The sequence below is a fragment of the Flavobacterium sp. 270 genome, from assembly GCF_004368785.1.
In the GTDB taxonomy this organism is placed as follows: Bacteria; Bacteroidota; Bacteroidia; order Flavobacteriales; family Flavobacteriaceae; genus Flavobacterium.
Genome location: NZ_SODM01000001.1, coordinates 1,452,368 through 1,465,538 on the forward strand (window position 1 = coordinate 1,452,368; position 13,171 = coordinate 1,465,538).

General features: G+C 33.7%; 13 protein-coding genes. 9 read left to right on the top strand and 4 right to left on the bottom strand.

The genetic code is table 11. The annotated features are described in order from the left end of the window. The first annotated feature begins 87 nt into the window (after positions 1-87). The 4 genes from EV144_RS06285 to EV144_RS06300 all read left to right on the top strand — a co-directional run bounded on the left by EV144_RS06285 (position 88) and on the right by EV144_RS06300 (position 4,254). On the top strand, positions 88-1,026 hold the full coding sequence (locus tag EV144_RS06285) for a DUF6515 family protein (RefSeq protein ID WP_134147159.1): 939 nt from the start codon (positions 88-90) through the stop codon (positions 1,024-1,026). A 104-nt stretch (positions 1,027-1,130) separates the two neighbouring features. Continuing rightward, positions 1,131-2,267, top strand: a complete 1,137-nt coding sequence (locus EV144_RS06290; RefSeq protein WP_134147160.1) for a formylglycine-generating enzyme family protein — start codon at positions 1,131-1,133, stop codon at positions 2,265-2,267. 124 nt (positions 2,268-2,391) lie between these two features. Further along, on the top strand, positions 2,392-3,669 hold the full coding sequence (gene pepT, locus EV144_RS06295) for a peptidase T (protein ID WP_134147161.1): 1,278 nt from the start codon (positions 2,392-2,394) through the stop codon (positions 3,667-3,669). Beyond that, positions 3,670-4,254, top strand: coding sequence for a YdeI/OmpD-associated family protein (locus EV144_RS06300; RefSeq protein ID WP_134147163.1), 585 nt, complete (start codon positions 3,670-3,672; stop codon positions 4,252-4,254). 291 nt (positions 4,255-4,545) lie between these two features. On the opposite strand, the gene yajC is transcribed toward EV144_RS06300, so the two are convergent. The 3 genes from yajC to EV144_RS06315 all read right to left on the bottom strand — a co-directional run bounded on the left by yajC (position 4,546) and on the right by EV144_RS06315 (position 7,202). Beyond that, positions 4,546-4,821, bottom strand: a complete 276-nt coding sequence (gene yajC, locus EV144_RS06305; protein WP_047775458.1) for a preprotein translocase subunit YajC — start codon at positions 4,819-4,821, stop codon at positions 4,546-4,548. A gap of 130 nt (positions 4,822-4,951) precedes the next feature. After that, entirely contained in the window at positions 4,952-5,863 is a 912-nt protein-coding gene (nusB, locus tag EV144_RS06310) for a transcription antitermination factor NusB (RefSeq protein WP_134147565.1), read from the bottom strand. A 232-nt stretch (positions 5,864-6,095) separates the two neighbouring features. Beyond that, on the bottom strand, positions 6,096-7,202 hold the full coding sequence (locus tag EV144_RS06315) for a Glu/Leu/Phe/Val family dehydrogenase (RefSeq protein ID WP_134147164.1): 1,107 nt from the start codon (positions 7,200-7,202) through the stop codon (positions 6,096-6,098). A 203-nt stretch (positions 7,203-7,405) separates the two neighbouring features. On the opposite strand from EV144_RS06315, the gene EV144_RS06320 reads away from it, so the two are divergent. The 4 genes from EV144_RS06320 (at position 7,406) to EV144_RS06335 (ending at position 11,151) form a co-directional block, all read left to right on the top strand. Next, complete coding sequence (locus EV144_RS06320) at positions 7,406-9,184, top strand: ABC transporter ATP-binding protein (RefSeq protein WP_134147165.1); 1,779 nt, start codon at positions 7,406-7,408, stop codon at positions 9,182-9,184. A gap of 68 nt (positions 9,185-9,252) precedes the next feature. Beyond that, the gene (locus tag EV144_RS06325) at positions 9,253-9,621 is read left to right on the top strand and encodes a PUR family DNA/RNA-binding protein (protein ID WP_017495419.1); all 369 of its coding nucleotides are present in this window, start codon (positions 9,253-9,255) and stop codon (positions 9,619-9,621) included. A 139-nt stretch (positions 9,622-9,760) separates the two neighbouring features. Beyond that, complete coding sequence (locus tag EV144_RS06330; RefSeq protein ID WP_134147167.1) at positions 9,761-10,585, top strand: alpha/beta hydrolase; 825 nt, start codon at positions 9,761-9,763, stop codon at positions 10,583-10,585. A gap of 20 nt (positions 10,586-10,605) precedes the next feature. Further along, complete coding sequence (locus tag EV144_RS06335) at positions 10,606-11,151, top strand: RBBP9/YdeN family alpha/beta hydrolase (RefSeq protein WP_134147168.1); 546 nt, start codon at positions 10,606-10,608, stop codon at positions 11,149-11,151. 116 nt (positions 11,152-11,267) lie between these two features. Here the strand turns inward: EV144_RS06335 and EV144_RS06340 are convergent, their stop codons facing one another. Further along, positions 11,268-11,603 (bottom strand): tRNA-binding protein, encoded by a 336-nt coding sequence (locus EV144_RS06340; RefSeq protein WP_134147567.1) that lies wholly within the window; start codon positions 11,601-11,603, stop codon positions 11,268-11,270. Between the two features lie 134 nt (positions 11,604-11,737). Between EV144_RS06340 and EV144_RS06345 the strand changes: the two genes are divergently transcribed. Beyond that, positions 11,738-12,631 carry an alpha/beta fold hydrolase gene (locus tag EV144_RS06345; RefSeq protein ID WP_134147169.1) on the top strand — a complete coding sequence of 298 codons (894 nt, stop codon included), beginning with the start codon at positions 11,738-11,740 and terminating at the stop codon, positions 12,629-12,631. Positions 12,632-13,171: the final 540 nt, after the last annotated feature.

Below are 13,171 nucleotides of genomic sequence, written 5' to 3' on the forward strand. Positions count from 1 at the left end.
CAAACACAATTACAGGCTCAAAATCACATCGTTTTTGTACGAATCTTACATTTTTTTTATAACTTTATTCTACTTAAAACTCTGACAATGAAAAATTTAAAAACATTACTCAAAAAATCAGCTTTATTCTGTTTGTCTGTGTCCTTTTTTTTAATTTCGACTGAAGGTTTTGGACAACGTAAATTAGGTGGTCACGGCGGCGGCATTCGCAAAAGCGGCAATGCTGCTCAAACAAGACCTGCAAGACAGACAAAGCCGGCAACACAAACCCGACCTGGTGCAAATGGTTCTGGCGTAAACAATAAAGCAACCAGACCTGCAAATTCTGGCAATAGAAACAACACAACTAATATTAATAGAAATAATAACACTATTAATAAAAACGGCAACCGAAATACCAATATTAGCGGTAGAACCCGAAACAACAATAACGTAAACATTAATGTAAACAACAATATCAATGTTCGTAATAATCGTAATACTGTTGTAAGAAGAAACAATACAATTGTTTATGTGCGTCCTCCTTATCGATACGGCGGTTATAGATACAATACTTTTCACCCTTATTATTACCATCCTTATCATCCCTATTATTGGGGGCCGGTTTGGCATCCGTGGGGATTCTTTGTTGCAACATTGGCAGTTACCGCTATTGTTGTTAGTGTAGAGAGCACGCAATATCATTATGATCAGGGAGTTTGGTATTCACCGTCAAGCGGAGGATATACGGCCGTACCCGCACCCGTAGGCGGAACTGTAAATAATATTCCGAGCGGGGCACAAACCGTCAATACCGGAACCGTCAACAATTATTATTACGGAGGAACTTATTATGAAAAAGACGGAAGTTCTTATAAAGTTGTTGCTCCAACAGCCGGAACTTTAGTCGAAAGTCTGCCAGAAGGCGGTGAAGAAGTTACTATAGGAGATGTAAAATACATCAAATTTGGAGAAACTTATTATCAGCCTGTTAAGGTTGATGGCAAAGACAAATATGAAGTTGCTCTTGTTGAGGAAGATAAATAAGTTCTTTCAAAATAATTTAGACAAAAAACTATATATCCTATAGAAATAGTAGAATTTTTATATCTTTGAAAATAAATTTATTTAAAATTTACAATCTAACCATAATGAAAAATAAAACCTACTGGATTATTGCAGTACTTGCCATTTTTATTATTTCTATCGCGTACAGTTTCACCAAACTAAAAACACCGAAAGAAAAAGTAACAGCAATGAATTGTGCCGAAACTCCAACTGTTTCTGGAGAATCTGAATTTAAACCTACAATCGTAAATAAAACTGCTTCCCCATCTAAAGCACCTAAAGGAATGGTTTGGATTCCGGGTGGAGAATTCTCTATGGGAAGTAATGTCGAAGATGAAAGTTTATGCAGTATCAAAGGCGTTACTAAAGATGCAGCTCCTATACACCGTGTATATGTAGACGGTTATTTTATGGATCAAACAGAAGTTACAAACGAAGAATATGCCGCATTTGTAAAAGCTACAGGCTATATTACAGTTGCCGAACAAAAACCCACAAAAGAAGAATTTCCGACTGCAAATGAAGAAGATTTAATAACAGGTTCGGTAATTTTTACTCCAACTGACAGTGCCGTAAATCTGAATAATTTTCTGCAATGGTGGAGTTACGTTGGAGGAACGGATTGGAAACATCCAGAAGGACCACAAAGCACTATAAAAGGAAGAGAAAAATATCCTGTTGTACAAATTGCTTATGAAGATGCTGCAGCTTACGCAAAATGGGCAGGCAAAAGATTACCAACAGAAGCAGAATGGGAATTTGCTGCTCGAGGCGGTAAAACCGGAAATCTTTATGCATGGGGAAATACACTTAAACCTAACGGAAAATTTCAGGCGAATATCTATCAAGGCAACTTCCCTGTCAAAGATGGTGATACTGGAGAAGATGGCTTTAAAGGAATTGCTCCTACTGGACAATTTGCTCCAAATCCTTACGGATTGTATGATATGGCCGGAAATGTATGGGAATGGGTAAATGATTGGTACAGCATTTCTTATTATAGCGAATTAGCCGAAAGCGGAAAAGTAGCTAAAAATCCACAGGGGCCGAATGCTTATAGCGATCCTAATGACCCAACTCAAATAAAAAGAGTTCATCGCGGTGGTTCTTTTTTATGTACCGATCAATATTGTACACGTTATATGGTTGGAACGCGAGGAAAAGGCGAAATACGATCTGCAGCAAACCATCTTGGTTTTAGATGTGTAAAAAGCATATAATTAAAAATAACATTTACCAAACGGATTCTATTTGCTTAGAATCCGTTTTTTATTTAAATTTAGATACGCAGACTTCAATAATCCTGCTAATAAAAATACTTATCTTTGCTAAAAAAACAATAAAATGCAACATATCATAGATCGTTTTATCAGTTATGTAACAATTGATACAGAATCTGATCCGAATTCTAAAACAACACCAAGTACAGAAAAACAATGGAATCTTGCCAATAAATTAGTCGAAGAACTAAAAGCAATTGGTCTCCAAGAGGTTACAATAGATGATAAAGCTTATATCATGGCGACTTTGCCAAGTAATGTAGATCACCAAGTGCCAACAATTGGTTTTATTTCGCATTTTGATACTTCTCCAGATTTTAGCGGTGCAAATGTAAAACCGCAAATTGTGAAGGATTATGATGGAAAAGATATTGTTTTGAATGCTGAAAAAAATATCATTTTATCTCCAAATTATTTCAAAGATTTACTTCAATATAAAGGTCAGACTATCATCACTACTGACGGAACCACACTTCTAGGCGCCGATGATAAAGCTGGAATTACAGAAATTGTTTCGGCAATGGAATATTTGGTTCAGCATCCTGAAATTAAACACGGAAAAATCAGAATTGGTTTTACTCCTGACGAAGAAATTGGCCGTGGCGCGCATCATTTTGATGTTGAGAAATTCGGTGCACAATGGGCGTATACTATGGACGGAAGTCAGATTGGTGAATTAGAATATGAAAATTTTAATGCTGCCGGAGCGAAAATTACTTTTAAAGGAAAAAGCGTTCATCCTGGTTATGCGAAAGGAAAAATGATCAATTCGATGTTGATTGCAAATGATTTTATCAATGAACTTCCAAAAGGAGAAACGCCTCAGGAAACTAAAGGTTATGAAGGTTTCTTTCACGTTCATCATATCAACGGAAGTATCGAAGAAACTGTTTTAGAACTTATTATTCGCGATCATAACAAAGTTAAATTCGAAAAACGTAAAAGTTTAATTGATAAAATCGCGAAGAAAATCAATAAAAAATTTGCAAAACAATTTGGTGAAGATATTGTAATTACAGAGATTAAAGACCAGTATTTCAATATGAAAGAAAAAGTACTTCCTGTAAAATATATTGTTGATATTGCCGAAAAAGCAATGCGCGAATTGAACATCAAACCGATTATTAAACCAATTCGCGGCGGTACAGACGGCTCACAATTATCGTATATGGGATTACCTTGTCCGAATATTTTTGCCGGTGGTCATAACTTCCACGGAAAATACGAATATGTTCCTGCAGAAAGCATCCAGAAAGCAACAGACGTTATTGTAAAAATTGCAGAACTAACTGCTGTTCCAGGAATTTTTGATGCACCCGAAACACCTAAAAGAAAAAGATAATTGGAACCATCCGATAATAAGCACGTTTGGAACAAAGTCAATGGCTGGGAAGAAGAATTACTTTTCCTAAAATCTATTATTGACAAAACTGAACTTACCGAAACCATTAAATGGGGCGGTCCGGTTTATGTTTACAATAAAAAGAATGTTATCGGAATTGGAGGTTTTAAAGATTATTTTACCATTTGGTTTTTTAATGGCGTTTTTCTAAAAGATGAAAAAAAGAACCTCATCAATGCACAGGAAGATGTAACCAAATCATTGCGTCAATGGCGCTTTACTTCTAAAGATCAGGTAAACGAAAAAGAAGTTCTGGAATACATTTACGAAGCGATCGAAAATGAAAAACAGGGAAAAATAATAAAACCGTCCAAAAAAGAAGCAATTGTTTCTGAGCTTTTAAATATAGAAAAGGCAAAGAATCCAGCTTTAGCGGAAGCGTTTCAAAAATTCTCTCCTTATAAGCAATATGAGTTTTTGGAATACATTGAAAGTGCCAAACAAGAAAAAACTAAAATTACCAGAATTGAAAAAGTGATTCCGATGATTTTAGGTAATATTGGTTTGAATGATAAATACAGATAGTAAATTTTAGAGTTTAGTCCCGAAGCTTCGGGATAGATTTTAGATTCAGTTATCCGACTCTTTTGTCATCCTGAGCGAAGTCGAAGGATCGCACAGAAACTCCTCAAAGGTTATTTACACGCTTTACGTCATTGCGAGGAACGAAGCAATCTCACGATCAAAATCCAACTTTAATTAACAAAGTGAGATTGCTTCGTTCCTCGCAATGACATACGTATCAAAAATAAAAAATCCCAAACTCCATTTTAAATTGGAATTTGGGATTTATATTTTATTGGAATTTCTAAAAAATTATGCCTTTTTATTCAAAGCTGCGCTCATTTCCATAGAAATTGCAGAACGCTCTAATTTTAATTTTCCAGACATTGTTTCAATGATTACAGTAGTTTCTGCAAGCTCAACCACTTTACCGTGAAAACCGCTTTTTGTAATTATTTTATCACCTACTTTTAGGCTGCTTTCAAATTCTTTTTCGTTTTTCGCTCTTTTTTGTTGTGGTCTGATCATGAAGAAATAGATTACCACAAACATTAGTAGAAAAGGTGCAAATTGAGTTAATTGTCCCATAAGTTAAATTCTGTTTTTTGATTTATATTAATATATTTTTTTAATTGCTCTTCGACTACGCTCAGAGTGACATCGTGATTGGCTCTTCGGCTTCGCTCAGAGTGACAAAGTAATTGAAATTTTAAAAATCTTACATCAATCCTCTTCCTACTTTTATCATCTTTTTATTGGCAGTCAATTCTTTAACTAAATTATCTAAAATTCCGTTGATAAAAATACTGCTTTTTGGTGTAGAATACTCTTTTGCAATTTCTAAATATTCGTTAAGAGTTACTTTTACCGGAATTGATGGGAATTTTAAAAATTCGCAGATTGCCATTTTCAAAATAATAGTATCAATTTCTGCAATACGATCGCTGTCCCAGTTTGGCGTTTTGTCTTCGTATTCTTTTGCCAAGACTGATTCGTTAAGAACTGTTCTTCTAAACAAGTCTTTTGCAAAATCTTTGTCTTCCACATCTTTATACAATTTTGGAACTCTAAAGTCGTCTGAATCTTCAGTCTTAATAGCTTTCAATTGTTTGATAATGTGTGTGTTTACAACCGGAATATCATCAACCCAAGTCAATTTATCATCTTCCAGATATTCGTATAATTTTTCGTTAGGAACAATTACATCTGCAAACAAATCAATTACAAATTGTCTGTCTTCTTCAAATGTATTCGTTGTAGTGCTCATGTATTTTGCATACAATTCGCTTGATTTAATATCATTCAAAAGCAATAAAATATAATCATCGTTTAATGACCAGTTATTGATTTTACGATTTTCTAAAGCGATACTAAGGGAATTGCTTTCGGCAAGAAGTTGAAAAATTTTGTTATTGATAAATTTTTCGTTTGGATTACGTTCTGCAGCTGTTGCAAGATGTTTTTTGCTTGAAAGATGTAAAAAAACAGATTCTTTTTTGCAAATTTCTATCAACGAAGAAAGCATTATAAGATATAAGTCCTGAATATTATCTATGCTGTAAAAAAGAAATTTTTCTTCTTTTTCCAGATTATCAGAACCGCTTTGATGCATTGCATAAATGGACTGCATTACTTTAACGCGTATGTGTCTTCTATTTACCACCTTGTAAGAACATTTTAAAATTAGGCTGCAAAAATAAGAATTAAAGAGTTTATATTAAAATTTAAACCTATAAAAAACACTATTCGTAATCAATTAAGTTTTATTATAAAAAAAAGTCTCAGTTTTCGGTTATAGTTTTCAGATAATACGAAAAACTATAACCAAAACTGAGACAGAGAATTAAACTATTTGTTTAAAATTATTTTTTGCTGTTCTCGATTTTTCTTTGATCGATACGATTTTGAGCAATCGTAAGCGCAGCTTTATGCGTAGTAATTCCGTTTTTAGCAGCGTAATCGATAATTTCTAAAGTTGTGTTATAGATATTTTCGGTTTTGCTCATAATTTCAGCTTTACCATAATGCTCTAATTCAGCATAAACATTGATAATTCCACCAGCGTTGATCAAGAAATCCGGAGCGTAAAGAATACCTCTTTCAGTCAATCTTGCACCGTGAACATTTTCGTCTGCTAGTTGGTTGTTGGCAGCACCAGCAATAACTTTAGCTTTAATTTTGTTTACCGTATCGTTATTAATTGTTGCTCCCATTGCACATGGCGCGTAAATATCTACATCTGCAGTATATAAATCTTCGCCAGTATAAATTGTAGCATTATATTTTGAAGCCGTTTGGTATAATTTTTCTTCGTTGATATCAGTAATCGTAACCAATGCTCCTTCTTTAGTCAAATATTCAACCAAAGCCTCACCTACGTGACCAATTCCTTGTACCAAAACTTTTTTTCCAGCTAGAGCATCAGAACCAAATTGGCTTTTTGCTGCTGCTTTCATTCCTAAGTAAACACCGTAAGCCGTTACAGGAGAAGGGTTTCCAGAACCACCTCTTTCTTCAGAAATACCCGTAACATAAGGTGTTACATCTCTTACAGTGTCCATGTCTTTAGTTTCCATACCAACATCTTCAGCTGTAATATATCTTCCGCTAAGCGAGTGAACAAATTCACCAAACTTGCGCATTAATTCAGGCGTTTTTTGTGTTTTAGCATCACCAATAATTACTGCTTTTCCACCACCAATATTAAGTCCAGTAATTGCAGATTTATAAGTCATACCTCTAGAAAGACGCAAAACATCGTTTAGAGCTTCCCATTCCGTATTATAATTCCACATTCTAGTACCTCCTAAAGCTGGACCCATAACCGAATTATGAATACCAATAATTGCTTTTAAACCTGTATCTTTGTCATTGCAAAATACAATTTGTTCGTGATCGTCAAAAGATAATTGACCAAAAACAGGATCCATTTTTTGAAGTTCCTTTCCAGTTGCGAAAGTTGCATCCATAGCGCTACTATTTATTTGTTAAAATTATGAATTTGTCAAAAAGACATCTCAAACTTAAACAAAAAATACACATGTGCTAATTTTTTATCCTTATTATAACAATTAAACAATAGATATGTTTTAAATAAATTGTGTTTTATATTACTTTTAATTTAAGGTAATTTATAAAATCGTTTCTTTTCAATATCTAATTTCTTAAAAAAATGAAAGAATTAAGCTATTTAAACAAATACTTCATTAAATATAAATACAGTTTCTCATTAGGAATTTTAATCACCATAATCGCACAAATATTCTTTTTATACACTCCAAAGCTGGTCAGTAAGTCTTTTGATACGATAGAGAGCTACCTTAAATTGTCTGAAAGTGATCAGAAACTGCAAATAATTAGAAATTTCCATAAAGACGAACTGCTTCATAATGTGTACTTAATTATTATAAGCGCTGTTGTTGGGGGAATTTTAACCTTTTTAATGCGCCAGACTTTAATCGTAATGTCGCGTCATATTGAGTTTGATTTAAAAAATGAAGTTTTTAGACAATACGAAAACCTTTCTCAGAATTTTTACAAGCAAAACCGTACCGGAGATTTAATGAACAGAATCAGCGAAGACGTTTCTAAAGTTCGTATGTACGTTGGGCCGGCCGTAATGTACACTATCAATACTTTTATTCGTTTTGCCATTGTTATATTATATATGTACAATGTCTCGCCTTTATTGACTTTGTATACTATTTTGCCATTGCCAATTTTATCGTATTGTATTTTTAAATTAAGTTCAGAAATCAACAAACGAAGCACCACATTTCAACAATATCTTTCTAAAGTTTCAAGTTTTACTCAGGAAATATTTTCAGGAATTAGAGTTATTAAAGCAAATTCACTAGAAGACCAGCATCAAAATAATATGATCGCTCTTGCGGATGAAAGCAAAAGAAAAAGTCTGGATTTGGCGAAAGTGCAATCTCTTTTCGGGCCATTAATGATTGCTTTAATCGGAATTAGTAATTTGGTGGTAATTTATTTTGGCGGTGTTATGTACATCAACGGAACGATCAAAAATATTGGTACAATTGCCGAGTTTATTTTATATGTAAATATGCTTACCTGGCCTGTAGCTTCTTTAGGATGGGTTTCTTCGATGGTGCAAGAGGCAGAGGCTTCTCAAAAACGCTTGAATGAATTTTTGAAAATTGAACCGGAAATAAAAAATAACAACGAAAGCTCGTCTGATATTCAAGGTTTAATTTCTTTTGAAAACGTGAGTTATGTTTATGAAGATACTAATATTGAGGCTTTAAAGAATGTTTCTTTTACGGTTAAAAAAGGAGAAACTTTAGCCATTTTAGGAAAAACAGGTTCCGGAAAATCTACTATTTTATCTTTAATTTCAAGATTATACGATGTTACCGATGGAAAAATTACAATTGATGAAAATGAAATCAGCTCTTTAAATTTAAACGATCTCCGTAATGCTATTGGTATTGTTCCTCAGGATGCTTTTTTGTTTTCGGATACCATTAAAAACAATATCAAATTTGGTAATCAAAACGCAACCGATGAAGAAGTAATTGAAGCGGCAAAAAATGCTGTAGTTCATGATAATATTATTGCTTTTAACAAACAATACGACACGATTTTAGGGGAAAGAGGAATTACGCTTTCTGGTGGGCAAAAACAGCGTGTATCTATCGCGAGAGCGATTATTAAGGATCCTGCAATTTTACTTTTTGATGACTGTTTATCAGCGGTTGACACGGAAACGGAGGAAACGATCCTGAATAATTTGTTTGAAATCTGCAAAAACAAAACGACTATTATTGTAAGCCATCGTGTTTCGTCTGCAAAGAATGCAGATAAAATTATTATTCTGGAAGACGGAAAAATAATTCAACAAGGCTCTCATAATCAATTAATAAATCAAGAAGGATATTATGCAGCGTTATATTTAAAACAACTTTCGGAAAAAGAATTACTTTAAATGTTGCGTAATAGATAAATTTTTATGATTTTTGATTACTATTAATTCCAAAAATGATAGAACGTATTATGAGAGAAAATGACATGTTAGAAAAAGAAGAAATTTTTTCTAAAGTATTACGAGCCGGAAGAAGAACCTATTTCTTTGATGTGAGAGCTACCAAAGCTGACGATTATTATATCACGATTACTGAGAGCAAAAAATTTACTGAAGAAGATGGTTCGTTTCATTTCAAAAAACATAAAATTTACTTATACAAAGAAGATTTTAGTGCTTTCGCCGAAATATTAGAAGAAATGACCTCTTATGTCTTGAACCACAAAGGAGAGGAAGTAATTTCTGAAAGACACCAAAAAGACTTTAAAAAAGAATACGGTTCTGATAAACCAGAAGGTCAGAGAACTAGCTTTACCGATATTGATTTTGACGATATTTAATCCTATCATAACTTTTTTAAAAAGTACGAGTCCAATTGTCCTGCAATTTGGACTTTTTTTATACATTTTCAATTTTAGATTTAATCCCGAAGTCTCGGGATAGATTTTAGATTGTAACTTACTTTCAAAATATTTTAAAATGAAAAAATTACTTCTCTTAATTGCCTTTCTTTCTATAGGATTTTCTGCTTTTGCACAAAAATTAGAATACGAAACAAAATCAAATATTCAATATTATAATGTTACTGCAAATAAAAACGACAGCTATATAAACGAACGTTGTATTCTGGATATTTATTATCCTAAAAACAGTAAAGGTTTTGCAACTATTGTCTGGTTTCACGGCGGTGGTTTAACTGGTGGCAGTAAGGAAATTCCGGAAGCGTTAAAAAATAAAGGCTTTGCAGTTATTGGTGTAAACTACAGATTATCTCCTAAAGTAAAAGCAGCAAAATGTATAGAAGATGCAGCAACGGCAATAGCCTGGGCTTTTAACAATATTGCAAATTATGGAGGCGATAGTTCTTTAATTTTTGTTTCTGGACATTCTGCCGGAGCTTATTTGGCTATGATGAATGGTTTGGATAAAAAATGGCTGCAAAAAGAAGGAATCGATGCGAATAAAATTGCTGGTTTGATTCCGTTTAGCGGACAATGCATTACTCATTTTGAGATAAGAAAAGAAAATGGAATTCCAGAAAAACAGCCTACAATAGATGCTTTTGCACCTCTATTTTATGTTCGTGCCGATGTTCCGCCATTATTATTAATAACGGGAGACCGAGAACTCGAAATGTTAGGCCGATATGAAGAAAACGCTTATATGGCGCGTATGATGAAACTTGTGGGGCATACTCAAACAAAACTTTACGAAATGGACGGCTACGGTCACGGTATGACCGAACCTGCTTTTCCGCTTTTGGTAAATGAAGTAAACAGAATTATAAAAGAACATAAAAATTAACCCTTAATAAATCCACGGCAATGGAACCAAATTTATTGATATTACCCGGACTCGGAAATTCCGGCGATAAACACTGGCAGACTTTCTGGCACGAAAAATTTAAAACTTCTAAAAGAATCGTTCAGGACAATTGGGACGAACCTGTTCGCGAAGAATGGCTGAAAAGGCTCGATGAAGAAATTTCTAAACTCGATTCTCCAACTATTTTAGTAGCGCATAGTTTAGCTGTTTCTTTAGTTTTGCATTGGGCAGAAAGCAATACAAATAAAAATATTGTCGGTGCCTTTTTAGTTGCGCCTGCAGATGTAGATTCACCTGAACATACACCAGAATCGGTTCGAAATTTTGCACCAATGCCAATTTACAAACTTCCGTTTCCTTCTGTAGTAGTGGCAAGCGAAAATGATCCGTACGCTACTTTTGAAAGAAAACAATATTTTGCTACACAATGGGGAAGCGATTTTGTAAATGTCGGTCAACAAGGACACATTAACTCTGATTCTGATTTAAAATATTGGGAAGAAGGACAGCTTATTTTAGAACAATTTATTGCTAAAATAAAATAGTTTTCAAAATTCTCTCTCAATTTATAGATTTGTCAGACTGAGCGAAGTCGAAGCAAGCGCCAATAGGAACGCCCTTCGACTTCGCTCAGGGTGACAATTGCATTTAAAACTGAAAACTAACCAATTCTCAATCCATTATCTATTTTAAAATCGGGAGCTAATAAAATTACGTCTCCATCCTCGCCTACAGCGCCAAGAACCAAACATTCGCTCATAAACTTTCCAATTTGTTTTTTAGGAAAATTAACAACAGCTACAATTTGTCGGTTTAGCAAATCTTGTTTTAAATAGCGTTTGGTTATTTGTGCCGATGATTTTCTGATGCCGATTTCTGAACCAAAATCTATTGTTAGTTGATATGCTGGTTTTCTCGCTTCGGGAAAATCGTTTACTTCTATTATTGTTCCAACACGCATGTCGGTTTTTTCAAATTCACTCCAGGTTAAATCCATTTTTTTTATCATTTTCTACCATTACAAACCTATTAATTTTGTAATTAATACTACTAATTCTATAACCTTTTTCTGCTGCTTAGCTTTTAATTTTACTAGAGAAAAATTTTAAACTAACGTAAAAAAGATATAACATGGAACATACTGAACCAAATGCCTGCATGACAATTAAGGATTTTGAATCGAATTTAAAACAGGTACATACAGATAAATATATAGAAACGGCACAGAATGTAAGACTATATGTAAAAGATTATGGTACAGGAAAACCAGTAATTCTTATTCATGGATGGCCGCTTTCTAACGAAATGTGGGAATATCAAATCGATTTTCTGGTACAAAGTGGTTTTAGGGTAATTGCTTACGACCGACGCGGATTTGGTAAATCTTCTCAGCCTTGGGATGGCTATGATTATGACACGCTGTCTGATGATTTACAAGAAATAATTGAGCAATTAGAATTAACAGATGCGACTTTAGTTGGATTTTCTATGGGTGGCGGTGAAGTAGTTCGTTATTTTAGCCGTCATGGCGGAAAAGGAGTTTCAAAAGCAGCTTTAATTTCTTCTGTTGTTCCTTTTTTATTAAAAACAAATGATAATCCAGACGGGCATCCGAAGGAAAAAAGCGATGCTACGGCATCAGCTTTAAAAGAAGACAGAATTGCATTTTTAGACAATTTCGGGAAAACTTTTTTTGGTATAAATATCATCAATAAACCTTTGAGTACACCACTTTTAGAATATTACAGAGCGCTTTGTTCTGTGGCTTCTCCGCGTGCAACTCTAAAATGTGCTGAATCTTTTTCTTATACTGATTTTAGAGACGAATTAGATTTTGTAAAAGTCCCAACATTAATTATTCATGGTGACGATGACAAAATTGTTCCGATTGATTTAACGTCTAAAAAAGCCGCAGAAGGAATTGCCAACAATAGATATATTGTTTATGAAGGAGCGCCACACGGCCTTTTTTATACCGAAAGAGAAAAATTAAACAATGATTTACTTGCCTTTTTAAATTCGTAAATACTACACATTTATATTTGGTATCCAAAGAACTGCACTTTTAACGAAGTGTGTTCTTTGGATATTTTTTTTACAACCTGCGAAGTTTTATTCCGGAAATTTAAGTCTGTTTTTCATGAAACAGCATGAACACTTTCCAATAGATTACACTTGGTACTGTTGCTCCAGATTTTAATTTAAAGAAGACTGCGTCATCAAATGGAAGTAAACTATTTCCTGCAATTCAAAAAGTTTGCCTATCTTTACCGATCAATTTAGTTATCCTTATGGGGAATATATTATCCTTTACAGCTTTTGGTTTTTCGTTTTCTTTTTCAAGAAAGCCAATTACTGCTGTAATTATTTCGCATAATAAGGCCTTTATTAATTAGGCCTCCGTCTATTCCATTTTTCTTCATTCGGGCGGAGGATTTTTCCAGATTTTAGTTTTTATTTTATTTGAAAGAGATCAATCTCTATCAAATCATGTCCTGTTTTATTGCTTTATGTTTTTCATAGAGAAAATAAATTATAGCTTTTATAAAATCTAAATTATTGGAA